Source organism: Ancylobacter sp. FA202 (assembly GCF_000380205.1).
Classification (GTDB): domain Bacteria; phylum Pseudomonadota; class Alphaproteobacteria; order Rhizobiales; family Xanthobacteraceae; genus Ancylobacter.
On record NZ_KB904818.1, the window covers coordinates 1,562,020 to 1,587,870 of the forward strand.

Consider the following 25,851-nt stretch of genomic DNA (forward strand, 5'->3'; position numbering starts at 1 on the left):
GGCGCTTAGTTGGCCTTCGCCTTGGCGAGGAAGGAACCGTCAAAGGTCTTGGACAGGTCGATCTTCGCCGGGTCGATCTTCGGATCGGTGGTGGTGATGAGGTTCAGCGCGCTCTTCATGCTCGCCTCGTCGATATTGCCATCGGTGGAATAGGATTCGCGCGAGGCGTTGAAGGCCTTGATGTAGAGCTCCTTGTCGCCCAGCCAGTATTCCTGAGGCACCGCCGCCGCCACCTGCTCAGGCGTGGCCTTCTCCAGCCATTTCAGCGTCTTGTAGAAGGCGTTGGTCATGGCCTGCACTGTGTTCGGATTGGCCTTGATGAAGCTCTCCTTGAAGTAGAGCACGGCGGCCGGGTTCTGGCCGCCGAACACCGCTTCTGTTCCGGCAGTTGTGCGGGTGTCGATCACCACTGTCAGCTCGCCCATGTCCTGCAGCTTGGATATGACCGGATCGAGATGCGAGATGACGTCGATCTCGCCCTTCTGCATCGCTGCCACCGCCGAAGCGCCGCTGCCGACGCCGATGAAGGAGGCGTCGTCAGCCGACATGCCGTTCTTCATCATCAGGTACTGAACGAGAATATAGGTGGAGGAACCCGGCGCGGTGACGCCGATCTTGGCGCCCTTGAGGTCGGCCACCGACTTGATCGTGTCCGCCTTGCGCTTGCTCACGCCGACGACGATGCCGGGATAGCGCCCGAGGTCGATGACGGCGCGGATGTCCTGCTTTTTGTCCTGCATGCGGATCGTGTGCTCATAGGCGCCCGTCACCGCATCCACCGAGCCGCCAATCAGTGCCTGCAGCGACTTCGAGCCCCCGCCGAAATCGTTGATCTCGACGGTCAACCCTTCATCCTTGAAGTAGCCGAGTCGCTCCGCCAGCGTCAGCGGGAGATAATAGAGCAGAGGCTTGCCGCCGACGCCCAGCGTCAGGTTCGGCTTCTCGATCTCGCCGGCCTGCGCCGCGCCGAAGGCGGGGAAAAGCAGGCTCGCCGCCAGCAACAGGGTACGCATCTTCATGGCATGTCCTCCCGTTTGTTGTGGTTGTCAGTTCTGTTCGCTGGCCGCCTGCGGGCGCCACACCAGCAGCCGGTTCTCCACCCGCGTCACGAACCAGTCGATGACCAGCACAAAGGCGGCGAGGATGAACATGCCGGCGAACACGCCCGTCACGTCGAACACGCCTTCCGCTTGGTGGATGAGGTAGCCGAGCCCGGCCGAGGAGCCGAGATATTCACCCACGACCGCGCCGACCAGCGCGAAGCCGACCGCCGTGTGCAGTGAGGAGAACATCCACGACATGGCCGAGGGCCAGTACACGTTGCGAAATAGCTGGCGCTCGTTCATGCCCATCATTCTGGCATTGGCGAGCACCACGGGGCTGACTTCCTTCACGCCCTGATAGACGTTGAAGAAGACGATGAAGAACACCAGCGTGACGCCAAGCGCCACCTTCGACCAGATGCCGAGGCCGAGCCACAGCATGAAAATCGGCGCGAGCACCACGCGCGGCAGGGCGTTGACCATCTTCACATAAGGGTCGAACACCGCCGCCACCACCGGCTTGCGGGCGAACCAGAAGCCGATGACGACGCCGCCCACCGAGCCGATGACGAAGGCCAGCACGGTCTCGGTCAGCGTGATCCAGAGATGCTTCCAGATCGTGCCGGTGACGAACAGCTCAACGACCCGAGAGAGTACATCCCCGGGCTTGGAGAAAAAGAACTCGGGCAGGAGATAGTCGCCGCCAATCGGCACCGTGGCGCCGACCTGCCAGATGGCGAGCACTGCCACGGCGACGAGGATCTGCAGGAAGAGCAGCTTGGCGGGATGAAGCTTCATGAGGAGGCCTCCACGCCGTCCATGTCGTCGCCATAGGTTTTAGCGACTTCGGTCTTGAGCTGGTTCCAGATCATCCGGTGCAGTTCGTGGAAGCGCGGGTCGAGCCGGATTTCGGCCGCATCGCGCGGGCGGGCGAGGTCGATAGGGTAGTCGCCGATGATCCGCGCCTCCGGCCCGGCGGACATGATGACCACGCGGTCGGACAGCGCGATCGCCTCTTCGAGGTCGTGAGTGACGAAGAGCACGGCCTTGCGATCCTGCGCCCATAACCGCAGCAGGAGCGTTCCCATGATCTGTCGCGTCTGCGCATCGAGCGGCCCGAAGGGCTCGTCCATAAGCAGGATTTTCGGTTGGCGGATCAGCATCTGAGCCAGCGCCACGCGCTTTCTCTGCCCCCCGGAAAGCTCATGCGGGTAGCGCTCGGTGAAGCGAGCAAGGCCCACCCGCTTCAGCCAGTCCTGCGCCTGCGCATGAGCCTGCGAGCGGCCCATCCCGCCGATCTCCAGCGCAATCGCCACATTGTCGAGTGCCGTTTTCCACGGCATCAGCGCGTCCTGCTGAAAGAGATAGCCGGCGCGAGCATTGAGGCCGACGAGTGGTTCGCCGAAGATCGACACCGTGCCGCCCGCCGGCGCCAGCAGGCCCGCCGTGGCGTTGAGCAGCGTGGACTTTCCGCAGCCGGTCGGGCCAACAATGGCGACGAATTCGCCCTCGCTCACATGGAGCGAAGTCGGCGCTACCGCCTTGAACACTGGCCGGCCCTTGACGGCAAAGCTGATGGCGATGTCGTCGAGCGCCACCGCCGGCGGCGCGTCGTGCGACGCCGGGGCGATAGAGGCCGCGGCAGCGGCGTTCATGGTCTTTCCTACCATCTCGTCGTCCTACTGGGCAGCGCGCAGAGGCGCCGGCGCGGGGTGAAGGTCGCCGCTGCGCCCGGCCTTGGCCACCTGACCGGGAATGTCATGGCCCAGCAGCGCCGGCAGGCTGCGCGCCAGCGCGAGCAGGGCGGGAAGGTCGACCCCGGTCTCGACCCCCATCGCCTCCAGCATGTGGACGAGGTCCTCGGTCGAGATGTTGCCGGTCGCGCCGGGGGCAAACGGACAGCCGCCAATGCCGCCAAGGGAGGCGTCGAAGCGGTCCGCCCCCGCCTCCAGCGCGGCGACCACATTGGCGAGGCCCATCCCGCGCGTATTGTGGAAATGCAGCGTCAGCGGCACGCCGGGGAAACGCGCGCGAAAGGCGGAGACCAGTCCCGCGACCTGGCGCGGATTAGCCATGCCGGTCGTGTCCGCCAGCGTGACCGAATGAAGGCCGGCCGCCAGATAGGCCTCCGCCAGGTCCAGCACCTTCTCGGGGGATTGCGCGCCTTCGAAAGGGCAGCCGAAGGCCGTGGCGATGGAGCCGTTGAGCGTTGCCGCCGTGCCGGCCGCCGCCACAATGGCGTGGAAACCTTCCAGCGACTGCGCGGGTGTCATCCGCATATTGGCGAGGTTATGCGTCTCGCTCACCGACAGGACGAGGTTCAGTTCGTCCATATCGGCCTCCAGCGCCGCCTCGGCGCCGCGCAGATTGGGCACCAGCGCAACATAGGTCACACCCGCCCGGCGCTGGATGGCGCGGGCCACCGCGCCGGCATCTGCGAGGTTCGGCACGGCGCGTGGCGAAACGAAGGACGTGACCTCGATCTTGGCGACGCCGGTCTGCGAGAGCGCATCGATGAGCGCCACCTTGTCCTCGGTCGGCAGGAAGCGCGGCTCGATTTGCAACCCGTCGCGCGTCACCACTTCCTGGACGAACACATGCGAGGGAAGGTCGGCACAATGGAGGGCCGGGGCGATCATGGCACCCCTCCCGCGTCGGGGTCACTCGCCTCGGTACCTTTAGCTACAGCCCCCTTGGCCACCAGTGCCTCAATCTCCGCCTCGCCATAGCCAAGCGTGGCAAGGACGGTAGCCGTGTGCTCGCCGAGCGCCGGCCCGAGCCAGTTCACCGCGCCGGGCGTCTCGGAGAGCTTCGGCACGATGCCGGGCATCTTGACCTTCAGGCCATCGGGGAGGGTGGAGGGCAGGATCATGTCGCGGGCGAGATATTGCGGGTCATCCACAATGTCGGCCACCGAATAGATGCGCCCATTCGGTACCTCGGCATGGTCCAGCGCCTCCGTCACCTCGTCGAGCGTGTGCCGGCTCGTCCAGGCGGTAATAGCCGCATCGATCTCCACGACATGGCGCACCCGGCCGTCATTGGAAGCAAGGCGCGGGTCGCCGCCGAGATCCTCGCGCCCGATCGCGCCCATGAGCCGGCGGAAGATGCCGTCGCCATTGCCAGCGACGATGACATAGGTGCCCTCGGCGGTGGGGTAGGAGTTCGACGGCGCGATGCCCGGCAGCGCGCCGCCCGAGCGCGTGCGCACGAAATCGAAGGCATCGAATTCCGGGACCAAGCTTTCCATCATATTGAAGACGCTCTCGAACAGCGAGACGTCGACCACCTGGCCCGTGCCGCGCCCGGACTTGATGTGGAGAAGCGCCATCAGCGCGCCCATCACCGCATGCAGGGCGGCGAGCGAGTCGCCGATGCTGATGCCGGTGCGCGCCGGCGGCCGGTCCGGCTCGCCCGTGGTGAAGCGCATGCCGCCCATTGCCTCGCCCACAGCGCCGAAGCCGGGCCGCTCGCGATAGGGCCCGTCCTGGCCGAATCCGGAAATGCGGACCATGACGAGGGTGGGATTGATCGCCTTCAGCGCATCCCAGCCCAATCCCCAGCGCTCCAGTGTGCCCGGACGGAAATTCTCGATCAGCACGTCAGCGTCGCGCACGAGGCGACGCACCACCTCCTGCCCCTCGGGCAGGCGCATATTGATGGCGACAGACTTTTTGTTGCGCGATTGCAGGTACCACCAGAGCGAGGTACCCTCGTGAAGTTTGCGCCATTTGCGCAACGGATCGCCTTCGCCTGGCGCCTCGACCTTGATGACCTCGGCGCCGAACTCCGCCATCAACCGCGCGGCGAAAGGCGCGGCAATGAGATTGCCGAGTTCGATCACACGGATGCCGCTCAGCGGTCCCTCAGCGGGACCCTGCCGGGAAGCTTCCATCGCAGGCGCTCCTCACACGTCGTTTTTCGTTCTATCGGCCGAAAGAGGCCAAGGGTCCACCCCTCTTTAGGCAAAGATGGGCGGTGAGACCAGTGTGGGGAGCTGTGGGAATGCCCTGCGCGCGGTGGCGTGCAGGGCATTGGAGCGGTTCAGAAAGAGACGGTCAGCCGGGCATTGAAGGAGCGGCCTGGGCCGGCCACGCCATAACCCCATGCCGGCGAGGTGCCCATCATCGAGGAGACCTGGTAGTTCACCAGATTGGCACCGCCAAGCGGCAGGTCGTACTCGGTATCGAACAGGTTCTCGATGCCGAGGTCGAGCTTGAACGGGCCCTGCTGGTAGCTGGTGCGCAGGTTGAACAACGCATAGGCGTCCGTCTCCAGCTCGTTATGCACCTCGCTCACCTCGGTCTTTGCGCCGACCAGTTGCACCTCGGCGGTGGTCGTCCAGTTGCCGAGGATGTGGTCGAGCGCCAGCGTCGCGTTAACAGGCATGATGTGGTATAAATTTACTCCATCGACCCGCTGCCCGCGCACGAAGTTCAGGTTGCCACGGAACACGCCTTTGCCATAGGTCGGGTTCTCCCAGAGGTCGAGCCGCCCGTCGATGTTCACGCCGTAGAGATAGGCGTCATAGTTGGCGAACTGTAGATACACGAAACCTTCGGTGGCCGTCACGTTGCCCGGCAGGTTGGCCAGACATCCCGGCAGGGCGCAGCGGCGCACGTCGATATAGTCCTCGACATAACTGGCATAGGGGGAAACCCGCACCTCCCACGCTTTGCGCACCGGGTCGCGCCAGGTGGCGGTCAGGCTCGCTGTATGGGCCTTTTCGGGCTCGAGGTCGATATTGCCGACATATCCATTGCCGTCGCCGAACCAGCCGATCATGTTCATCGCCATGGCGTTAGTCGACCAGGAATAGCGCTCATAGAGATTGGGCGAGCGTGTCTTGCGGGCGAGGCCTATATCTAGCTGCCGCGCCTCATCCGGTTGGTAGCGCAGGATCGCCGAGCCATCGATGTTGATATCGGTGCGGGCGTGGTCCAGCGCATTAAAGGCGGCGGCATTGGCACCGTACATCATCTCGTTGTAGCCCTGCACGTCGCCGGTGTTCATCCACACCACGTCGCTGCGCGCGCCGAGAATGGCGGTCCATTGCTGCGAAAGCGCCCGCTCCCACTCCGCGAACACGCCGACGCGCAGGCGTTGGCCGTCATTGATGTTCCAGAACGTGTCCGGTCCCATCATCATCGAGCCCTCGACCGGGGGCCACCAGTCATCGAGCTGGTTATAATATACCTCGTTGCCGATCCGCACGATGTCGCGGTCGGTCGGTTCGAGCGTGCCGGCGACGCGATAGCCCATGTCGCTGGCCTGTGTATCCATCGGCATGTCGCCGGTCTTATCAGGCGCGATAAAGCCCATCGTGTGGCGCACATTGTTGTAGAAGGCGTTAGCTTCCAGCTGGCCCCACTCGAAGCTCTTCTCAAGAGCACCGTTGACGAAGAAGCTCTTATTGTCGACCATGTCCATGTACTGGTTGACATAGCCTTGGTAGGGAATGAACTGCCCGCCGAGCTGGAAGTTCACGAGGCCGTCGTCCAGCTTGCGCGACAGGCTTAACGCGTGGTTCTGGGTCTCGTACATCGTCGACTTGATCGTCGTTCCATTGCCCGACTTGTAATCGTCGGCCTGCACCCAGCCGCCGGTATAGTTGATGCTTCCGACATCATTGGCCGCATTCAGGCTCACGTCGACACCGACGACATTGCCGTTGCTTCGGTAATAGCCCGACACGCTGCCGGAGAAGACCACTTCCGGCGTTTCGGCGAAGGTCGGCGGCGCGACGGTCACGTCGATGCGTGCACCCGTATAGTCGCCGCCGAGGCTCACCGGGGCGGTGCCAGAATAGACCTTGACCTGTCCGATCATCGCCGGGTTCACATAGGACAGCGGCGGGTTCATCATGTTCGGGCAGGCCGGGCCGAACAGCATGCCGTCGATCGAGACTTGCACCTGGTCGGCGCTCATGCCGTTGACCGCCGGCAGGCTCGACACCCCGCCGGCACCCCAGGAAGCCCCGCCCGGCACACGGTCGATCAGCGAGGCCGAATCGCTGGTCCACAGCGTGGCGTTATTGGCCTCGAGGACGGAGATGGTGCCCGTGTCGGCGGGCACGAAGCCCTCATACGTAATGTCAAGCGCCGCGGCCGAGGCGCCACCGTCCGCCGGGCCGACGACAGTGACGGTGGGCAATTGCTGGACGTCCCTCATATCGGATGCTGCGTCCTGCGCGTGCGCCGTCGCGAACAGCGCGGGGACGCAGAGCAGCGCCAGGACAGGGCCGGCCAGCGCCGTCGACCGGCACAGCAGGGAGCGGCAGGGAGAACGCCTTGATGGCGTGCGAAAAGACAGGATCGAGGACTGCATGGCGTTTCCATCGGTCTGCGGAACACACCTGCGGATAGGCGCGCCAGACGGCGCACCCTTGGGTGGTCCCGGTTTGTCAAAAGAAGGCGCTGCGCGAGGCGGCGCCGTTGTCAGACGAGGAAAAGCACCAGCGGCGGCCCGCGCGGATGATGCGCGTCGCGGGACGGCAAGATCGGGCGCCGGCAGGGGACGGAGACAGGCCAGTCGACGAGAGAAGCGGGACGCCGGACAACCGACTCGGCGACCAGGACCGGAGGCAGGGCAAGATCGACCCGCAAAGTGCAGAGCGGGCAATGGGCGACGGCGTGCCCTTCCTCGCCCTCATCCGACGGCGCAGCCGCTGAGGGCCCGCTCATGCAGAGGAAGCTGGCTTGTGACCCCAGTGGATCGGCGGCGACACGGGCCGCAAAAACACTGGCCAGCAGCAGCTGCAGGACGAGCGCATACGCCACCGTCAGCGCGACGGCGCGCACTCCCAGCCAGCTGCTTCCTGAACGCCCAGCCATCCCGAATCCCCGAGGCGATCATCGCATCGGCAGCGGCGTTCGCACAGGGTTAACAGTCACTTGAGCGGTGACTTGGACAATTTGTCCACGTAGGCGGGCAGCATCAATACAGACGATGTTCAGCAGGGAAACGGGAGGCGCAAGGCGCCTCCCGGCCCGCAAATGTCACGCCGCGTCGTAGAGCCGGCGCTCGAAAAGCGGCGTCCCGCGCAGCCCGCTGAGCGCCTTGGCGGCGGCCAGAACGGCAAGGTCGACCAGAGGTTCCACAATGATTACAAGCATGTAGGCGGCGCCGAAGGAGGCGATCGACGAAGCGTTCTCTACCGTGAATCCGTGGCCGTAGAGGGCCCAGAACGCCACCCAGACCACGATTCCGGCCTGGTAGGTGGTCGAAAGTGCCAGCGCCTGACGGTATTTGATCTCCACATAGGGCGTGTTCGGTGCGACCAGTCGGGTGGACAGTGAGGCCAGTGCGAACAACGGCACCAGCAGGGTGGTGACGTTCATGCCATATTGCGGCAGGTCCAACGGCGCGAAGAAAATCCCCTGCAGGGCGAGGCCGGCGGCAAGGCCGATGGCCGCCGGGGCCACGCCGAAAATGAGAAACAGCGTCGAGCCGAGGATGAGGTGCACCTCCGACACGCCGACCGGATGATGCGGCAGCACCTCGAAGAAGCAGAAGACGAGCGCCGTGGTGAAAAGGCTGCGGAGGATGAGCGAGACGACGCCGCGCTCGGCCACGGCGTCGGCCACGAGCTTGAGCGTGTAAGCGCCGGCGCCGGCCGCCGTCACATAGCTGAGCCAGATCTTTCCTTCGGCCACCAGGCCGGGTTCGATATGCATGATGTTCTCCTGCGCCGTCTCACCCGACGGCACGTGTTGGATGGATCATCCATGGCCGGTCTCCTGACTTGCGGGTCACGGCATGCCTTCCGCCTTCCCGGTCCTCGCCCGAAGGGGCTTGGGTCCAGTGGCACGTTGGAAGGCCGCTCGCCGCTTACAGTCGCGGGGGCGGTCGGGGCTTCGGGCAAAGGACCTCGCGGTCCGTGCGCCCTACCCCGTTCCCGTTTCATCCGGAAAGGTTTCCCCATCCGGACACCATGGTGAATCGATGGGTGCATCGACACCCCGCATAAAACAGCGCGCCCTCACCGCGCGCAAGCGGCGCTTTTCGCCGGCGTCGTGCTGCGCCGCGCCGGCCGGGCCACCCGCGCCGTGCGCCCCTTGGCGGCGTAGAGGGCCTCCACCTTGCGTTCACCCACGGCAATGCGGCGCAGTGCGGCGATGTCCTGGAGGATCAACCGCCCTTCTCTCGCGAACGCGATCACCCCCTCTTCGCGCAGGCGGCTCATGCAGCGGCTCACCGTCTCCAGCGTCAGGCCGAGCCAGTCGGCGAGGTCGCCACGGCTGAGATGCAGCGGGAAGCTCAGACCCGGCGCGTGTTCTTCCCACGCCTCGGCGAACTGCGCGGCTAGATCGAGCAGCGCCGCCGCCACCCGCTCGCCGGCGCTCTGCCGGCCCAGCCGGGTGACATGGCCGAGCGCCCGGGTGAGCAGCACCTCCTGGTTCTGCGCCAACAGGCTCCTGCGCCCGGCCGGCGCTTCGTCGACCGGCTCCAGCTGCGTCGGTGCCAGCGCCACCGCCAGGCCATCGAGGCGGGCGAGCATCGCACCATCAAAGAGCCGACCCGGCCCAAGAATGTCGAGGATCTGCCGACGCTCGGCGTCCAGCCGGCGGGTGAGCGCCAGGCAGCCGGCGCGGACCCGGTAGAGCGGGGCCGCGTCGAGGTCCAGACCGGGCAAGGCCAGCATCGTGCCGGGCGCCACAGCCCATGCGGGGACAGTTCGGGAAGCTCTTTCGAGCCCGGGGATCAGCACGTCGAGAGGGAGCACCGACGGCTGGCCGACGGGAAGGGGGCTGACAAACATCGCAACGATCCGGCACCGGCGCCGGAAGCCCTCAAGCGGGCCGTGCCGGCTGCATCACACCAAAGGCAGGCGCAGGCCTGCCGCGAACAGGGCGGCGAAGGCGGGTGTCGGCGGCGCGCGCGAGGAGATGCGGTAGAGCGGCGGGGTCATCGCCACAAGGCGCTCGGGCGGCGGCACACGAACCAGAAGGCGGTACTCGGCGCGGCGATACAGATCGCCCGTCGGCCCGGACAGGCCGATGACCGCGCTGAGACGGCAGGCGTCGCAGCCGGGGCGATGCGCCGCCGGGTGCGGGTTGCCGTCGCCCTCCGCCCCGGTGAGGCAGAGATCGGGCACCGTGCCATCAGGCAGCGTGTATTGCGAAAGGTCGATCCCCGTCCCGCTTGGGCGTGCCGCCGGCGAATGATGCGCGGCGAGCGCGAACAGCAGGGCGAGGGCGCACAGAATCCGCAGCCCGACGCCCCCGCCTCGGGAGACGGTCCAGCGTCGGTCGGCGGGTCCGATGCGGGAGAACAGCTGCGCCATGGGGAGCGATGCTAGCATGCCGCTCGTCGCGCGATAGTGGACAAGACGTCCGATCGCCCGCCTCGCGCGCTCCGTCAGGTGAGGCACAGCGCCTCCCACGCCGCCTCCGGCAGCAGGGCGCTGGCGGTCGCGACCAGAAGCAGCGCCACGCCCGCCAGGACCCGCAGGCGCGGCGCCATCGCCGCCTGTCGCAGGCTGGTGACGCCGAAGGCGGTTGCGGTGACGGACGGCAGCGTGCCCAGCCCGAAGCCGGCCATGACCAGGGCGCCGCCGCTGCCGGCCAGCATGGCGTAGAACAGCGCGCCATAGACCATGCCGCAGGGCAGCAGGCCCCAGGCCGCGCCAGCGAAGAAAGGCCTTACCGCGCCAGCGATAAAAGGTTTTACCGCGCCAGCGAGGAAAGGTCTTGCCCGGCTAGCGAGGAAGGGTTTTGCCGCGCCGGCGCGGAAGGGCCCTTCCGCGCCATCCGCCGGAATGAGCCGGCCGGGGGCGCGCGTCAGCCGGCTCAGCGGCGCGGCGAGCCGATCGATTACCGTGAGGGCCGGGGCCAGCCCGATCATCGACAGGCCGATCCAGCCCAGCGCCACCGCCGCCGCCCAGCGCAGCACCAGATGGGCGGCGCCCTGGTCGAACGCGCCATAAAATACCGAGCCAAAAAAGCCGAGAAAGCCACCGGCCGCCACATAGGAGGCGATGCGCCCCGCCTGCGCCACCAGCAGCACCCGGAGGCGGGCGCCGGGGCCACGGCCGGGCTCGAAGGCGAGCAGCAACCCCGAGGCGATGCCGCCGCACATGCCGGCGCAATGCAGGCTGGAGGCGAAGCCGAGGATGAGGCCGCCAATGAAGCTGAGATCGACCATGGCGCGCTCAGCCCTCAGTGGGGCCGTCTTCCGGCTCGCGGCTGGATTCCACCGCCAGCATCATCAGCACGCAGATCAGCACCGGCACGGCGGCCAGCGCGGTATAGAACGCCACCTGAATGCCGATGGCGACGCAGCCCAGCACCAACAGCAGCAGCGCGTTGACCGCCGTCATCGGCAGGTTTTCCGCCGCCAGCAGTCCCAGCAGCAGATCCCGCAGGGCGATGAGCGCACGCCATGGCGACGGGGTGACGGGAAATCCCGAAAGCTTCAGCCTTCCCAGCGTGCGGTCCCAGGCGAACAGCAGCAGGCTGGCCGTGATCGCCAACAGCGCGGCGGGCGGCAGCAGCACGAGGCCGACCAGCGGGCGGAGGAGCACCCACAGGCTTGATGCCGCGCGCATCAGCGCAAGCCGCGCCCGCGCGATGCCCGGCGCCAGGAAGAAAAATCCGAGCAGGGCAAACATCGTCCCCGCCCCCGCCAGCGCGCCGGCCAGGCCGGCGAGAGAACCGCCGAGCGCCGAGGCGAGCAGCACGTTCAGGAGGAAGGGCAGCGCGCGCGGCATATCGACGGGGCGCGCAGGCAGGGGGGAGATGTCGAGCTTGAGGGGCGTCATCGCGTTCATGGGGCGGCCTCCGGGGAATCATCGTCGAGCAGGACACGGGCGGCGGCGCCGTCGAGATCGTCATACTGGCCGGCGCGCAGCGTCCAGAAGAACGCGGCGAGGCCGAGCGTGCCGAGCGCGAGGGCGATGGGGACGAGAAACAGCAGCACATCCATCAGAGGCGCCCCGCATCGGGGGCGCCGGCGCGCAGGGCGTTGAGCGTGACGGTGAGCGAGGACGCCGCCATGGCGATGGCAGCACCGAGCGGCGTCACCAGCCCCAGCACCGCCACCGGGATGAGCGCGATATTGTAGAGCGCGGCCAGCACCAGATTCTGCACGATGATGGCCCGCGCCCGCCGTGCCGCTCGCCATGCATGGGGAAGCGCGGCGAGGTCGCCGGAAGGCAGCACGATGTCGGCGGCGCTCTGGCTGGCCGGCGCGCCATGGGTGAAGCTGGCCGACACATGGGCGCCGGCCAGCGCGGGGGCATCGTTCAGCCCGTCGCCGACCATCAGTACGCGCCGCCCCTGCCGCCGCCACGCTTCCAGCCGGGCCAGCTTGTCGCGCGGGCGAAGATCGCCCTGCCAATCCGCCACGTGGAGCGCGGCGGCAAGGCGGGCCACCGCTTCGGGCCGGTCGCCGGAGAGGATCGCCATCTGCAGGCCGGCAGCGGCGAAGGCGGCGGCGACGCGCGCGGCCTCGGGGCGCGGCATGTCCTCAAAGGCAAAGCGCGCGGGGGGATGGCCGGGCCGGACGAGCCAGACCTCGCTCTCGCCCGACAGGGACGGCGCCAGCCCGCAGAACGCCGCGCGGCCAAGGCGGATTTCGCCGCCGTCACAGGGCGCGCGCAGCCCTTCGCCCGGCACGTCCTCGACATTCTCCAGCGGGATGGCGGCGGGATGCGCCGCATGCAGCGCCCGCGCCACGGGATGCCGGCTGCCAGCCGCCAGCGCGGCGGCGAGGGGGATCGCGTGGGCATCCTCGGGCCAGTGCGTGATGCGGGGCACGCCTGAGGTCAGCGTGCCGGTCTTGTCGAAGGCGACGAGGTCGATCCGCGCCAGCCGCTCCAGCGCGTCGCCAGCGCGCAGCAGGATGCCGCGCTTGAGCAGCGCGCCGGTCGCCACCACCTGCACCGCCGGCACTGCGAGCCCGATGGCGCAGGGGCAGGCGATGATGAGCACGCTCACCGCATGGAGCAGCGCCACGGCGAGGCCGGACTCGGTAAAAAGCCACCAGCCGCAGAGCGTCGCCAGCGCCACGCCGTGGATAACAGGCGTCCAGATCCGCGCCACCCGGTCGGCCAGCACGACACCGGGGCCGCGCGTGCGCTCCGCCCGCTCGACCAGCCGGGCGATGTCGGCGAGATGGCTGTCCTCGACGCCGGCGCTGGCGCGCAGGCGCAGCGGGCCGGTGAGGGCGACGCTGCCGGCCAGCACCAGCGCGCCCGGGGCCACCGCCTGCGGCCGGCTCTCGCCGGTGACGATGGCCACATCGAGTTCGGTTTTGCCTTCAATGACAGTGCCATCGACCGGCACGCGCTCGCCGGCGCGCACCAGCACCACCATGCCGGCGCAAATCGCGGAGGCCGGCAGCACCTCGACGCTGCCATCCTCCCGGCACACCGCCGCGCCCTGCGCCTTCAGCATCAGGAGGCGCTCGACCGCGCCGCGGGAGCGGGCGCGGACGCGGAAATCGAGAGTGCGCCCCACCAGCAGCACGAAGAGCAGCGCGGTGGCGCTGTCGAAATAGACATCGCGGCCCTGACGGGCGAGTTCGATCAGGCTGATGAGGACGGTGAGCAGGAGGCTCAGCGCGATGGGCACATCGATGTTGCTGCGCCCCGCCCGCACCGCCCGCAGCGCCGAGCGGAAGAAGGGGCGCCCGGCGACCGCCACCGCCGGCACGGTGACGAGCGCGGCGAGCCACTGGAACAGCGCCTGCGTGCCCGGCGCCATGTCCTGCGCCTGCCCGGCCCAGACGGCGAGCGAGAGCATCATCACATTGGAGGAGGCGAAGGCTGAGATGGCGAGCGCGCGCAGCCAGTCGCGGCCGGTGTCGGCGTCGAGCCGGGCGAGATGGGCGGGGTCGAACGGCGCCACCTTGTAGCCGAGCGCTTCCACCGCCCCGGCCAGCGCATCGGCATGGCGCGCCTCGCCCTGCCATTCGACGCTGAGGCGGCGCAGAGCGAGGTTGAGCCGGGCGCCGGTGACGCGGGGGTCTTGGGTCAGCCGGCCCTCAATGGCGCCAATGCAGGCGGCGCAATGGGCGCCCTCCACCAGCAGGTGCAGCCGCCTTGTCTCGCCCTCGCTCTCGACGAAGCCGCGGACCGAGCGCGGGCTTTCGGCGTCGGCGGGTGCGGCGCCATGGGCATAGGCGAGGCTCACGGCGCCACCTCCAGCGTCTCGATGCGCTCGGAGGTCGCGCCGGCCCGCGTCAGGGTGAGCCGCACCGCCCAGTCGCCGGCCAGCGGCAGGCGAAGCGGCGCCTCGAACCGGCCGGGGCCGACCACCTGGAAGGCGATGGGCAGAAGCTGGGGAAAGCGGGTGGCGCGCTCGGCCGTGGCGATGAGGCGATCGGGGGTCAGCGGCGCGCCGTCCGCCCCCTTCAATTCCACGGAAAGCGTGCCGGCGAGCGGGGTGTCGGGCGCGAAGGTGAGCCGCGCCGACCAGTCCGGCGCATGCACCGCCGCGTGCACGCCGGAGGCCGGTTTCGGATCGGTGACGAGGCCGGAAAAGCTGCGGTTGGCCAGCAGCACGAACCAGAGCTGGAGCCCGGCCAGCGCGATGAAGAACAGCACGAAGCCGGCCGGAATCCACAAATCGCGCCGTAGGTCGTGCGGGGTATCGGCGCGGCTCACCGTTCCGGCCCCCAGAAATAGGTGGGGATCCGCGCCAGTTCCTCGCCGGTGTCCGCCTCGCTCACCACCACCGTGACATCCCGCCGGCCGGACGGCGCCGCCCTAGCCGGCAGCACCACGAGCAGCCGCTCGTCGAGGGTGCGATCCGAACCGATGGCGACGCGCACCACGTCGGCGGCCGGCAGGTCCTGCGTGCCAAGGCGCAGAAGGGCCCCCTCCAGCCCCTCGGCATGGAGCACCACCCGCGCCAGCCCGGCGCGGCGATGGGCGAGGCGCAGCGCGTAGTCATTGCGCACGCTGCCATCCGAGAGCTGGACGAAAGGCGGGTTGCGCTGCGGCTCCACATGCACGCTCACCTGCGCCAGCGTCGCCATGCCATAGCCGGAAAAGCCGAGCGCCAGCAGCGCGGCAAGCCCGAACGCCAGCGCCTTCGGGCGCAGCCAGTCGACACGGGGCGGCGCGAGGAAGGAGCGGCGCGGCGCGCTTTCCACATCGAAGCGGATCAGCCCTTCCGGCCGGTCGAGCTTCACCATCACCTCATTGCAGGCGTCGATGCACAGGCCGCAGCCGATGCAACCCATCTGCAGGCCGCGCCTGATGTCGACGCCGGTGGGGCAGACGGTGACGCAGCGCGTGCAGTCGATGCAGTCGCCACGCAGCGAGGGGGAAGGTGCCGGCGCGGAAAAGGCCACCGCCTGTGCCACCAGCCCCATCAGGGCGGGAGCGGCGGGAGCGGCGGGAGCGGGCTGCGCAAGATCGGGGCGCAGCGGCGTGCGCCGGCGCCCGCGCGGCTCGCCGCGCCCATCCTGATAGGTGACGACGAGGCTCTGCCGGTCGAGCAGCGCCGCCTGGAAGCGCGGCCACGGGCACATGTGCAGGCACACGCGCTCGCGGGCATAGGCGGCGAGCAGCCAGGTGGTGCCGGTGAGAACAAGCACCGTGGCATAGGCGATGGCAGGAGCCTGCCCCGTGAGCAGAAGGCCGGGCAGGGACGGCGCATCGATGAAATAGGCGGTGAAGCCGACCCCGGTGGCCAAGGCCAGCAGAACCCACGCCAAGGTGCGTAGCCGACGCTCGCTTGCCCCCTTGCCGACAAGGCGGACGATCAGCCGGTCAACGGCGAAGAACAGGTCCGACCACACGGTCTGCGGGCAGGCAAAGCCGCACCAGACCCGCCCGGCCAGCGTGGTGGCGAAGAACAGCGCCATGGCGCCGAAGACCAGCATGCCCACCGCGATCGGCAGATCCTGCGGCCAGAATTCCAGCCCGAACACCAGTAGCCGTCGGCCCGGCAGATCGAACAGCACCGCCTGCCCCGGCAGCCCCTCGCCGCGCTCCCAGCGCAGCCACGGCGTGAGGAAGTAGAGGCCGAGCATCAGGCCGGTGAGCGCGGTCTTGATGCGGCGGAAGCGGCCGCGCACCGCATGGGGAATGTCCGGCCGGGCGATGGCGCGGGACGGGGCAAGACCTTGCAGCGTGGTCGCCGGCATCAGCGTTCTCCTCCGCCCAGCGAATGGACATAGAGCGCCAGCATGCGGAGCGTGTCGTCGTCCAGCTTGCCGGCAAAGGCCGGCATCATCCCCATGCGCGGCGTGGCGATCTGCTGCCGGATCGCCTGCTTGCTGCCACCATAGAGCCAGATCGCATCATCAAGACGCGGCGCGCCGAAATCACGGCCGCCCTCGCCCGCCGCGCCGTGGCAGGCCGAGCAATTGGCCGCGTACAGCTCCGCCCCCGGCAGGCGCGCGCGGGACGCCGCCGCCGAGGGATCGGAAAGGGTGAGTACATAGTCGGCAATGGAATCGATCTCGCCGGCGGACAGCATCTCGCCAAAGGCCGGCATCATGCTGTCGCGCGTTTCCTCATGGCCGGAGCGGATGCCGAAGCGCACGGTCTGCTGGATCGCGGCCAGCGAGCCGCCCCACAGCCAGTCATCGTCGACCAGCGCCGGGAACTGGCCGATCTGGCCGCCGGCACCGACGCCATGGCAGGGCGCGCAGTTCTCGTTGAAGGCGGCGCGCCCGCCGGCAATGGCGAAGCGGCGCAGATCCGGCTGGCGCTCGACCTCGTCCAGCGGCGTGTCGGCGAGTTGGCGCCGCCATTCCGCCTGCGCGGCGCGCCCGGCCGCCATCTCCTCGGCGAGCTGGCCCTCGCTGGTCCAGCCCAGCGTGCCCTTGAACACGCCTGTTGTCGTCGCGAAGGAGGGAAACAGCCACATGTAGAGAAGGGCCACCAAGCACGAGCCGAGGAACACCGTGACCCACCAGTGCGGGATGGGGGTGGTGAGTTCCTTGATGCCGTCCCATTCATGGCCGGTGGTGGAGTAGCCGGTGAGGGGATCGCGTTCAGGCGCGGCCATCGCGGTTCTCCTCGAAGGCGAAGGGAATGCGCGCGTGGCGGTCCATCTGCGCGCGGCTGCCGGGCCGGAACACCTGCGCAAGAATGCCGAAGAACAGCAGCACGGCAGCGACCAGCCAGTATTTCAGCGCGAAAACGAGAAGGGCCTCGGGCATGGTCAGGAGCCCTCCCCGCTTATGGGCGGCGCGAGCTCCGCCAGCGTGCCCAGCACCTGCAGATAGGCGATCAGCGCGTCCATCTCGGTGACGCGGCCGGGCTGGCCGTCGAAATCGCCGGTCTTCGCCTTGGGGTAGCGGGCGAGCAGACCCTCCGTCTCCTCCCCGCTCGCCTGGGCTCGGATATCGGCGGCCGCCTGCGCGATCATCGTGTCGGAATAGGGCACGCCGACATCGCGCAGCGCCCGCATATGCGCGCCGAAGCCCTCGACGTCGATGTCGCGGTGCTTCAGGAAGGCATAGGCCGGCATGATCGACACCGGCACCACGCTGCGCGGGTCGACCATATGGGCGAGATGCCAGGCGTTGGAGTATTTCGAGCCGACGCGGGCGAGGTCCGGCCCGGTGCGCTTGGAGCCCCAGAGGAAGGGGTGGTCATACATGCTCTCGGCCGCGACCGAGTAATGCCCGTAGCGCTCCACCTCGTCGCGGAACGGGCGGATCTGCTGGCTATGGCAGGTGTAGCAGCCCTCGCGGGTGTAGACATTGCGGCCGATCTGTTCGAGCGGCGAATAGGGCCGCATGCCGGCGACCGGCTGCACCGTGGTCTCCAGCTTGAACAGCGGCACGATCTCCACCAGCCCGCCAATGAGAACGACCAGCAGCGTCAGCACGAAGAGCAGCGTGGTGGAGCGCTCGATGAGGGCGTGGCCGGTGGGGTTTTCGGCGTTCGATGCCATCTCCGCCTCCCTCACGACGCCGGCGCCGGCGCCGGCGCGGCCTGCGGCGCGCGGGAGGGGACGGGCTGGCGCAGCGTCATGGCGAAATTCACCGCCATCAGCACGCCGCCGGTGAGGTAGAGCACCCCGCCGATCAGGCGGATCACGTAATAGGGGTGCAGCATGGCGACGCTGTCGGCGAAGGAATATTGCAGGAAGCCGAAGGCGTCATAGGCGCGCCACATCAGCCCCTGGGCGATGCCGGCGACCCACATGGCGGTGATGTAGAGAACGATGGCGATGGAGGCGATCCAGAAGTGCCATTCCACCAGCCGGTGCGACCAGAGCGGGCGCCGCCAGAGCCGCGGCACCATGTAATAGAGCGCGCCGAAGCAGATGAAGGCGACCCAGCCCAGCGCGCCGGAATGGACATGGCCGACCGTCCAGTCGGTGTAGTGGCTGAGCGAATTGACCGATTTCAGCGCCATCAGCGGCCCCTCGAAGGTCGCCATGCCGTAGAACGCCACCGCCACCACCAGGAAGCGCAGGATCGGGTCGGTGCGCAGTTTCCCCCACGCGCCCGAGAGCGTCATGATGCCGTTGATCATGCCGCCCCAGGAGGGCATCCACAGCATGATCGAGAACGCCATGCCGAGCGTCTGCGTCCAGTCCGGCAGCGAGGTGTAGTGCAGGTGATGCGGGCCGGCCCAGATATAGAGGAAGATCAGCGCCCAGAAATGCACGATGGACAGCCGGTAGGAATAGATCGGCCGTTCCGCCTGCTTCGGCACGAAATAATACATGATGCCGATGAAGCCGGCTGTGAGGAAGAAGCCGACGATGTTGTGGCCGTACCACCACTGCACCATCGCGTCCTGCACGCCGGAAAAGGCCGAGTAGCTCTTGGCGCCGACAAAGGAGACCGGCATCGCCAGATTGTTGACGACGTGCAGCACGGTGACGGTGATGATGAAGGCGAGGAAGAACCAGTTGGCGACATAGATGTGCGGCTCGCGCCGGCGCACCAGCGTGCCGACGAAGATGGCGAGATAGGTGAGCCACACCACCGCCAGCCACAGGTCGGCATACCATTCCGGCTCGGCATATTCCCGGCTCTGGGTGATGCCCATGACATAGCCGGACAGCGCGATGACCAGAAACGCCTGGTAGCCCCAGAACAGGAAATTGGCGAGGCGCGGCCCGCCCCACAGCCCGATTTGGCAGGTGCGCTGCACCACATAGAGCGAGGTGGCGATCAGCGCATTGCCGCCAAAGGCGAAGACGACGCCTGAGGTGTGCACCGGCCGCAGCCGGCCGAAGGTGAAGTACTCGCCGAGATTGAGCTGCGGATAGGCCAGCTGCGCCGCGACGATCACCCCGGCGGAAAAGCCGAACAGCGCCCAGATCACCGTCGCCACGGTAAAGCGGCGGATGATGGCCTCGTTATACCCCGGAATGGCGTGCGAGCGGGCGGCGTGCGCCCAGGTGACGGCCGCGTCCATGTCAGCAACCACCTCGCAACGCGCTCTTACTTATAGTGTCGATTATTTTATTTGATTTGTGAGCTGCGATATATTGACGATGTTTATCACTACTGCGCATTATGAAATCAATATTCGACTCTACGGGAGACTTAGCGTGACCACGACCCATTTCATCCTGATCGCCCTCGCCGTCATAACAGGCGCCTATCTCGCCATGGGCCCGCGCAGCGAGAAGGTGGGCTGGGCGATCGGGCTTGGCCATGGCGCCCTCGCTCTGCTCGCGCTGGCCGGCTTCGCGGCGGCGGGAGACATGGGCTTCGCCATTTTCACCGCGCTGCTCGCGGTCTATGCTGGCGCCATGTGCGCGGCCGAGGCGATCCAGCTGATGCGCCGGCCGCCGGCCCGCTCCTGAAAGGGGAAAGCCGCCATGCCCCACCTTGTTCGCTTCCTGATGCGTCACGCCCTGATCGGCGTCGGCCTCGGCGCACTGTTCGTCGGCACGCTGGTGCTGCTGGACGTGGCGCGGCTCGGCACGCTGATGACGCAGTCCTCCTCCGGCCTGATCGCGTTGATCGTGCTGACCTGCGCCGTGGGCATCACCTTCGGCAGCGTGCAGATGGGCTTCGCCATCATGCTGCTGAGCGAGGACGAGCAGACCCCCGGCAAGGGACGCCGGGCCCGGGCGCGCACCGCCCAGATGATTCCGGCACTGGCGCGGGTCCAGCCCCGCAGCGACGCCGCCGAACACAGAAAACGCCGCGACCCGCGCCTGTAACGGAGGGTGCGAATCCGCGCCCGAAAGCGTATTCATGGTGCCAGTGGGAAGGCAATACATCAGCGTTCCTCAGACTTGCGCCCTGGCGGCACACGAGGTCTCTGCCGCGCCGCCCATAGGACAAGCGCGTCGGTTGGTTTCGTAGAACTACTTAACAGTGGGTCGTGGGGGGCGCCCTTGGACAGAATGCCCAATCGGCCGCAAGGCGCGCTCGCCCTAGAAGCGGCAGGCGGGTAGATCTGTGCCGCGCGCCGCGTGTTGCGGACCATCGGGAAGGGCTGCGGGAAGCCCGTCGGCGCGGCGGGAGGCGTCAGGGATTGGCTTCGGATTCGACCGGCGACACAAGCGACAGGAAAAACCTGCTGCTGCTGATCCAGCTGCGCTGGATCGCGGCGATCGGCCAGCTTGTCACCATCTGGTTCGTGCATGCCGAGCTGGCGATCGCCCTACCGCTGTTCGAGATGCTGGCGGTGATCGCCTTCCTGGTCGGGCTCAATCTCGTCAGCCTGCTGCGCTACCGCCACCGCGAGCGGGTGACGAACACCGAGCTGTTCCTCGAAATGCTGCTGGATGTCGGCGCGCTCACCGTGCAGCTCTATCTCAGCGGCGGGGCACTGAACCCGTTCATCACGCTGTTCCTGCTGCAGGTGATCCTCGGCGCCATCCTGCTGGAGGCCTGGTCGGTGTGGACGCTGGTGGCGATCACCAGCGCCTGTTTCGTCGGCCTCACCGTGTTCCACCGCGACATGCTGATGCCGCACAGCCATATGGGCGGGTTCTGGAACCTGCACATACAGGGCATGTTTATCTGCTTCCTGCTGTCGGCCTGCCTGCTGGTGGCGTTCATCACCCGCATCAACGCCAATCTGCGCCATCGCGACGCCCGGCTGGCCGAACTGCGCCAGCAATCGGCGGAGGAGGAGCATGTGGTGCGCATGGGGCTGCTGGCCTCCGGCGCGGCGCATGAACTCGGCACGCCGCTCTCCACCCTCTCAGTCATTCTCAATGACTGGGAGAAGATGCCGGCGCTGGCGCGCAACAGCGAACTGACGCAGGATCTGGCGGACATGCAGGCGCAGCTCGCGCGCTGCAAATCCATCGTCACCGGCATCCTGCTCTCCTCCGGCGAGGCGCGCGGGGAGGGCACCATCCGCACCAGCGTGCGCGCCTTTCTCGACGAGGCAGTGGCGGACTGGCGGGCGCTGCGGGCGCCCACCGCCTTCGACTATGACAACGCCTTCGCGCCGGACGAGCCCGTCATTTCCGATCTCGCGCTCAAGCAGGTGATCGTCAACGTGCTGGACAATGCGCTGGAGGCTTCGCCCGCCTGGGTCGGGCTGGTGGCGCGGCGCGAAGGCGACACGCTGTGCCTTGAAGTGGCGGATCGCGGCCCCGGCTTTCCGCCCGACATCGCGGCGGCACCGGGCACGCCCTACCGCTCCACCAAGGCCCGCGCCGGGGCCGGGCTCGGCCTGTTCCTGGTCGTCAACGTGCTGCGCCGGCTGGGTGGCGCGCTGGAGGCGGGACGCCGGGCCGAGGGCGGCGCCCGGGTGCGGCTGACCCTGCCGCTGGCCGGGCTTTCGGGAGGCACGCCGTGAACGAGGCGCCGCCTATCACGAACGAGGCCGCGCCTGCCGGCCCGCTGCTGATCGTCGAGGATGACGCCATCTTCGCCCGCACGCTGAAGCGCTCCTTCGAGCGGCGCGGCTATGAGGTGACGAGCTGCGCCGGGCTGGACGAGGTGGCGGAGCTGCTGGCGCATCTGCGCCCGGCCTATGCCGTGGTCGACCTCAAGCTCGCCGGGCAATCCGGCCTCGATTGCGTCAAGGCGCTGCACGCCCATGACCCCGGCATGCGGATCGTCGTGCTCACCGGCTTCGCCAGCATCGCCACCGCGGTGGAGGCGATCAAGCTCGGCGCCTGCCACTATCTGCCCAAGCCCGCCAATGCCGACGACATCGAGAAGGCGTTCGAGAGGCTGGAGGGGGACGTCTCGGTGCCGCTGGACGGGCGCCCCACCTCGCTGAAGAACCTCGAATGGGAGCGCATCCACGAGACGCTGGTGGAGACCGAGTTCAACATTTCCGAGACCGCGCGGCGGCTCGGCATGCACCGTCGCACGCTGGCGCGCAAGCTGGAGAAGCGGCAGGTAAAGTGAGCGCGCGCGCTCACCCCTTCAGGCGATAGAGCCCGACATCGATGGCGCCGGCGCGGAAGCCGCCTTCGCAATAGGCGAGGTAATACTCCCACAGGCGACGGAAATCGGTGTCGAAGCCGAGCGTCTCGATCTGCGGCCAGGCGCCGAGGAAGCGGGCGCGCCACGCACTGAGCGTCTGCGCATAGCCCTCGCCGAAGCACTGGGTCTCCACCAGTTCCAGCCCCGCCGCCCGCGCGTGATCGGCAATATGCGTCTTGGTCGGCAGCATGCCGCCGGGGAAGATGTGGCGCTGGATGAAATCGGTGTTGCGCCGGTAGGACTCGAAACGATCCTCGGCGATGGTGATGACCTGCAGCACCGCCGTGCCGCCCTCGTTCAGGCAGGCGCGCAGCTTGGCGAAATAGGTCGGCCAATAAGCCTCGCCCACCGCCTCCATCATCTCGATGGAGACGACGCGGTCATAGCGCTCGGCGACGTCGCGATAATCCTGCAGCCGCAGCTCGGTGCGCGCCTCAAGGGCGGGATCGGCGGCGAGGGTCGCCTGGGCATAGGCGAGCTGCTCGCGCGACAGGGTGATGCCGGTGACATCCGCCCCCGCCCGCGCCAGCGCGGCGGCGAGCGCGCCCCAGCCGCAGCCAATCTCCAGCACGCTCTGGCCGGGGTGAACCTCCAGCATCTCGACGATGCGGGCGAGGCGGGCCTGCTGCGCCGCCTCCAGCGTCTGGCCGGGTGCGATGCCGATGGCGGAGGAATAGCTCATGCTGGCGTCGAGCCACGCCCGGTAGAACTCATTGCCGAGATCGTAGTGGAACGCGATGTTGCGGCGGCTGCCGGTGCGGGAGTTGCGGCGCAGCCCGTGCCGCAGCCGGTTCCACAGCCGCACTGGCGGTAGCGCGTCGATGCGGCCGGCGAGAACCGGCAGGTTGTGGGCAGCCAGCTCGATGAGAGCGGGCAGGTCCGGGCTCGACCAGTCGCCGGCGATGAAGGCATCGGAAAAGGCGATGTCGCCGCCGGTGATCAGCCGGCGCAGCGCGCGCCAGCGGTGCAGCACCAGCGTCGCCTCCGGCCCCGGATGCCCCCCGCGCCCGATGAGTCGCTGGCCCTCCGGCGTCACCACGATGAGGCTGCCCACCGCCAGCTGGCGCAGCAGCCGCGCCAGCACGGCCTCGCGCCAGCTGTGGCTGCGCCCGCGCGCGGCCGGCGCGTCGAGCGTGCCGGACACATCGGTGGGGAGATGGGCGAGGGTATCGGCGTCACGCGGCATACGGCTCTTTCCTCAGGGTCGGTGCGCGGGCGAAATGCTGACAGGGGAGTCCGGCGCCTGCGGACGCGGGCGCAGGCGCATGCCCTTGGCCCATATCCACAACGCTTCCCAATGGATTCCGGCGATCACTTTCAGCGTCAACAGCGGATAGCTCAGCATCACCCGCAAAAGCTGGCGATCATTCAGCGGGCGGCGCCGGGCGGTCTGCACCGCGCTCAGCACCGGCCCGTCCGCGTCGCTGGCGAGAATGGCGATGCGCAGGCCCTCGCCGGGCGGGGTGATGCGGAAGGAATAGGTCAGGCCCATATCCATGAAGGGCGAGACATAGAACCGCTTTTCCGCCTTGTGCCGCAAGGGAGCGACCTCGCCCGCGCCGACCGGGATCAGGTAGGAATGGCGCTGGCCGAAGGTGTTGTTCACCTCATAGAGCAGCGCGATGAGCGAGCCGTCGCGGCGATGGCAGAAATACACGCTCAGCGGGTTGAAGGCGTAGCCGAACAGGCGCGGCAGGGTGAGCAGCCGGATCGCCCCGCCATCGGGGGCCAGCCCGGCGGCGGCGAGCAGGCGCTCGACCTGCACCTTCAGCGGGCCGGCATCGGGATCGGCATAGTCGCGGTCATGGAAGCTGAACACGTTGAAGCGGTTGCGCGAGAACAGGCGCAGCCTTTCGTCCAGCCCGGCGATCTCGTCGAGGTCGAGCAGCAGCGAGAACAGGCGATAGGCCAGCCGGTGGCGGCGCGGCTTCAGCCGCACATGCATCACCTCGCCGGCATAGAGCGCCGAGGCCTCGCTCATGCCACCAGCTCCGGCCCGGCCGTCCCGGCGCGGTCGCGCATCCGCGCCGCCGGGTGGTGGGGCGGCAACACGATGCGGCCGGATTCGTTCGCCACCGTCCATGGACGCCGTACTCCGCCCAGAGCCTCGGCCACCGCGAGCCCGGCCTGCAGCCCGTCCTCGTGGAAGCCGGCTCCGAAATAGGCGCCACAGTACCACAGCCCGCCCTCGCCCTGCAGCGACCACAGGCGCTCCTGCGCCGCCATCGCGCCGCTGTCGAACAGCGGGTGCTCATAGGAGGCGCGGTAGAACACCTTGTCCTCCGCAGGCGGCTCCACCGGGTTGAGCGTGACGAAGAGCGGGTTGCTCTCGGGGATCGCCTGCAGGCGGTTCATCCAATAGGTGACGCACAGCTTCGGGTCGGCGCGGCGGTCGGCCAGATAGTTCCACGCCGCCCAAGCCGCCCGGCGACGCGGCATTAGCCTGTTATCGGCATGCAGCACCGCCTCGTTGCGGCTGTAGCGGAAGGCGCCGAGCAGGTCCCGCTCACGGTCGGTCGGCCCGTCCAGCAGGGCGAGGGCCTGATCGGCATGGGTGGCGAGGACCACATGGTCGAAACGCCGCGTATCGCCGGACGCATCGGTGACGCTCACGCCGCTGGCCCCCCGCCGCACCGCACGCACCGGGCCGCCAGCGACAATGCGGCCGGCGAAAGCCTTGCGCAGCCGGGCGACATAGCAGCGGCTGCCGCCCGTCACGGTGCGCCAGACCGGGCGGTCGGTCAGCTGGAGCAGGCCGTGATTGGCGCAAAAGCGCACAAAGGCCGCGACCGGGTAGCGGCCGACATCGGCGGCCGGCGTCGACCAGATCGCCGCCGCCATCGGGTAGAGGTGATCGTGCCGGAACGCCGCGCCATAACGGTGGGCGTCGAGATAGGCGTCGAGGCTCTGGCTGCCCATGGTGGCGAGATCGCGCGGCGCGTTGCGGTAGAAGCGCAGCAGATCGGCCAGCATCGAGCCGAAACGGGGCGAGGCCAGATTCCGGGGCTGGGCGAACAGGCCGCGCAGCCCCGAGCCGGAATATTCCAGCCGGCCGCCGTCCAGCGACACCGCGAACGACATTTCCGAGGCGTTTGTTGCCACATCGAGATGGGCGAACAGCGCGGTGAGGTTGGGATAGGTCTTCTCATTATAGACGATGAAGCCGGTATCGACCGCAACGCCCTGCGCCTCCACCGTGTTGGAATGACCGCCGAGCCGGGCCTCGGCCTCGAACAGCGTCACATCGTGGCGCTTGGCGAGCAGCCAGGCGGCGGACAGGCCGGAAATGCCGGCGCCGATGACGGCGATCGACAGTGCCGGGCCGGGCACGATGTCCTGACGAATGTTCATGGAGCGCGAATCCGGACGGTGGAGCGGGGAGCGAAGCTTGTTTACTGTGTACGCCACCGGCTCCGCGCTGGATCACTCACGGGCGGAATGATCCAGCGGCAGAGCCGGCGCGTAGAAGGGT

The 25,851-nt window shown here is 68.1% G+C and carries 27 protein-coding genes and 1 riboswitch; of the genes, 4 read left to right on the forward strand and 23 right to left on the reverse strand.

What is annotated here, in order from left to right; translation table 11 throughout:
* Nucleotides 1-5 precede the first annotated feature (5 nt).
* The 20 genes from A3M1_RS0107095 to ccoN form a co-directional block, all read right to left on the reverse strand.
* Entirely contained in the window at nt 6-1,019 is a 1,014-nt protein-coding gene (locus A3M1_RS0107095) for an ABC transporter substrate-binding protein (protein ID WP_018388260.1), read from the reverse strand.
* A 27-nt stretch (nt 1,020-1,046) separates the two neighbouring features.
* Complete coding sequence (locus tag A3M1_RS0107100) at nt 1,047-1,841, reverse strand: ABC transporter permease (protein ID WP_018388261.1); 795 nt, start codon at nt 1,839-1,841, stop codon at nt 1,047-1,049.
* Nucleotides 1,838-2,698, reverse strand: coding sequence for an ABC transporter ATP-binding protein (locus A3M1_RS0107105; protein ID WP_018388262.1), 861 nt, complete (start codon nt 2,696-2,698; stop codon nt 1,838-1,840). Before A3M1_RS0107105 ends, A3M1_RS0107100 begins: the two co-directional genes overlap by 4 nt.
* A 24-nt stretch (nt 2,699-2,722) precedes the next feature.
* Nucleotides 2,723-3,682, reverse strand: coding sequence for a hydroxymethylglutaryl-CoA lyase (locus tag A3M1_RS0107110; RefSeq protein ID WP_018388263.1), 960 nt, complete (start codon nt 3,680-3,682; stop codon nt 2,723-2,725).
* Complete coding sequence (locus A3M1_RS0107115) at nt 3,679-4,938, reverse strand: CaiB/BaiF CoA-transferase family protein (protein ID WP_018388264.1); 1,260 nt, start codon at nt 4,936-4,938, stop codon at nt 3,679-3,681. Before A3M1_RS0107115 ends, A3M1_RS0107110 begins: the two co-directional genes overlap by 4 nt.
* A gap of 149 nt (nt 4,939-5,087) precedes the next feature.
* Nucleotides 5,088-7,370, reverse strand: coding sequence for a TonB-dependent receptor (locus A3M1_RS0107120; RefSeq protein WP_371258739.1), 2,283 nt, complete (start codon nt 7,368-7,370; stop codon nt 5,088-5,090).
* A 110-nt stretch (nt 7,371-7,480) separates the two neighbouring features.
* Nucleotides 7,481-7,876: a DUF2946 family protein gene (locus A3M1_RS26420; protein WP_156029651.1), complete on the reverse strand. Its 396-nt coding sequence runs from the start codon at nt 7,874-7,876 to the stop codon at nt 7,481-7,483.
* 165 nt (nt 7,877-8,041) lie between these two features.
* On the reverse strand, nt 8,042-8,719 hold the full coding sequence (locus A3M1_RS0107130) for an energy-coupling factor ABC transporter permease (protein WP_018388267.1): 678 nt from the start codon (nt 8,717-8,719) through the stop codon (nt 8,042-8,044).
* Between the two features lie 35 nt (nt 8,720-8,754).
* Nucleotides 8,755-8,994: riboswitch (cobalamin riboswitch) on the reverse strand.
* A gap of 30 nt (nt 8,995-9,024) precedes the next feature.
* A complete protein-coding gene (locus A3M1_RS0107135) occupies nt 9,025-9,804 on the reverse strand; it encodes a Crp/Fnr family transcriptional regulator (protein WP_245261601.1) in 780 nt (259 codons plus the stop codon).
* A 54-nt stretch (nt 9,805-9,858) separates the two neighbouring features.
* Nucleotides 9,859-10,347, reverse strand: coding sequence for a hypothetical protein (locus tag A3M1_RS0107140; RefSeq protein WP_245261602.1), 489 nt, complete (start codon nt 10,345-10,347; stop codon nt 9,859-9,861).
* A 56-nt stretch (nt 10,348-10,403) separates the two neighbouring features.
* Nucleotides 10,404-11,189, reverse strand: coding sequence for a sulfite exporter TauE/SafE family protein (locus tag A3M1_RS0107145; RefSeq protein ID WP_018388270.1), 786 nt, complete (start codon nt 11,187-11,189; stop codon nt 10,404-10,406).
* A 7-nt stretch (nt 11,190-11,196) separates the two neighbouring features.
* Nucleotides 11,197-11,814 (reverse strand): hypothetical protein, encoded by a 618-nt coding sequence (locus A3M1_RS0107150; RefSeq protein WP_018388271.1) that lies wholly within the window; start codon nt 11,812-11,814, stop codon nt 11,197-11,199.
* Nucleotides 11,811-11,969 (reverse strand): cbb3-type cytochrome oxidase assembly protein CcoS, encoded by a 159-nt coding sequence (gene ccoS, locus A3M1_RS0107155; RefSeq protein WP_018388272.1) that lies wholly within the window; start codon nt 11,967-11,969, stop codon nt 11,811-11,813. The genes A3M1_RS0107150 and ccoS overlap by 4 nt, the downstream gene beginning before the upstream one ends.
* The gene (locus A3M1_RS0107160; RefSeq protein ID WP_018388273.1) at nt 11,969-14,179 is read right to left on the reverse strand and encodes a cation-translocating P-type ATPase; all 2,211 of its coding nucleotides are present in this window, start codon (nt 14,177-14,179) and stop codon (nt 11,969-11,971) included. The genes ccoS and A3M1_RS0107160 overlap by 1 nt, the downstream gene beginning before the upstream one ends.
* The gene (locus A3M1_RS0107165; RefSeq protein ID WP_018388274.1) at nt 14,176-14,652 is read right to left on the reverse strand and encodes a FixH family protein; all 477 of its coding nucleotides are present in this window, start codon (nt 14,650-14,652) and stop codon (nt 14,176-14,178) included. Before A3M1_RS0107165 ends, A3M1_RS0107160 begins: the two co-directional genes overlap by 4 nt.
* Nucleotides 14,649-16,142: a 4Fe-4S dicluster domain-containing protein gene (locus A3M1_RS0107170; protein WP_018388275.1), complete on the reverse strand. Its 1,494-nt coding sequence runs from the start codon at nt 16,140-16,142 to the stop codon at nt 14,649-14,651. The genes A3M1_RS0107165 and A3M1_RS0107170 overlap by 4 nt, the downstream gene beginning before the upstream one ends.
* Nucleotides 16,142-17,011: a cytochrome-c oxidase, cbb3-type subunit III gene (ccoP, locus tag A3M1_RS0107175; RefSeq protein WP_018388276.1), complete on the reverse strand. Its 870-nt coding sequence runs from the start codon at nt 17,009-17,011 to the stop codon at nt 16,142-16,144. Before ccoP ends, A3M1_RS0107170 begins: the two co-directional genes overlap by 1 nt.
* Nucleotides 16,998-17,165 carry a cbb3-type cytochrome c oxidase subunit 3 gene (locus A3M1_RS25830; protein ID WP_018388277.1) on the reverse strand — a complete coding sequence of 56 codons (168 nt, stop codon included), beginning with the start codon at nt 17,163-17,165 and terminating at the stop codon, nt 16,998-17,000. The genes ccoP and A3M1_RS25830 overlap by 14 nt, the downstream gene beginning before the upstream one ends.
* A gap of 2 nt (nt 17,166-17,167) precedes the next feature.
* Nucleotides 17,168-17,905, reverse strand: coding sequence for a cytochrome-c oxidase, cbb3-type subunit II (gene ccoO / locus A3M1_RS0107185; RefSeq protein WP_018388278.1), 738 nt, complete (start codon nt 17,903-17,905; stop codon nt 17,168-17,170).
* Between the two features lie 11 nt (nt 17,906-17,916).
* Nucleotides 17,917-19,386: a cytochrome-c oxidase, cbb3-type subunit I gene (gene ccoN / locus A3M1_RS0107190; RefSeq protein ID WP_018388279.1), complete on the reverse strand. Its 1,470-nt coding sequence runs from the start codon at nt 19,384-19,386 to the stop codon at nt 17,917-17,919.
* Nucleotides 19,387-19,522: 136 nt separating this feature from the next.
* Between ccoN and A3M1_RS0107195 the strand changes: the two genes are divergently transcribed.
* The 4 genes from A3M1_RS0107195 (at nt 19,523) to A3M1_RS0107210 (ending at nt 22,301) form a co-directional block, all read left to right on the forward strand.
* Entirely contained in the window at nt 19,523-19,780 is a 258-nt protein-coding gene (locus A3M1_RS0107195; protein WP_018388280.1) for a hypothetical protein, read from the forward strand.
* A 15-nt stretch (nt 19,781-19,795) separates the two neighbouring features.
* Nucleotides 19,796-20,143 (forward strand): hypothetical protein, encoded by a 348-nt coding sequence (locus A3M1_RS0107200; RefSeq protein ID WP_018388281.1) that lies wholly within the window; start codon nt 19,796-19,798, stop codon nt 20,141-20,143.
* A gap of 317 nt (nt 20,144-20,460) precedes the next feature.
* Nucleotides 20,461-21,741 (forward strand): ATP-binding protein, encoded by a 1,281-nt coding sequence (locus tag A3M1_RS0107205; RefSeq protein WP_018388282.1) that lies wholly within the window; start codon nt 20,461-20,463, stop codon nt 21,739-21,741.
* A complete protein-coding gene (locus A3M1_RS0107210) occupies nt 21,738-22,301 on the forward strand; it encodes a response regulator transcription factor (RefSeq protein WP_018388283.1) in 564 nt (187 codons plus the stop codon). The genes A3M1_RS0107205 and A3M1_RS0107210 overlap by 4 nt, the downstream gene beginning before the upstream one ends.
* 10 nt (nt 22,302-22,311) lie before the next feature.
* On the opposite strand, the gene A3M1_RS0107215 is transcribed toward A3M1_RS0107210, so the two are convergent.
* Genes A3M1_RS0107215 through A3M1_RS0107225 form a run of 3 tightly spaced genes read right to left on the reverse strand, consistent with a single transcriptional unit; the run spans nt 22,312 to nt 25,730 of the window.
* A complete protein-coding gene (locus A3M1_RS0107215; RefSeq protein WP_018388284.1) occupies nt 22,312-23,565 on the reverse strand; it encodes a cyclopropane-fatty-acyl-phospholipid synthase family protein in 1,254 nt (417 codons plus the stop codon).
* Nucleotides 23,566-23,577: 12 nt separating this feature from the next.
* Nucleotides 23,578-24,360, reverse strand: coding sequence for a DUF1365 domain-containing protein (locus A3M1_RS0107220; protein WP_018388285.1), 783 nt, complete (start codon nt 24,358-24,360; stop codon nt 23,578-23,580).
* Complete coding sequence (locus A3M1_RS0107225) at nt 24,357-25,730, reverse strand: NAD(P)/FAD-dependent oxidoreductase (RefSeq protein WP_018388286.1); 1,374 nt, start codon at nt 25,728-25,730, stop codon at nt 24,357-24,359. The genes A3M1_RS0107220 and A3M1_RS0107225 overlap by 4 nt, the downstream gene beginning before the upstream one ends.
* Nucleotides 25,731-25,851: the final 121 nt, after the last annotated feature.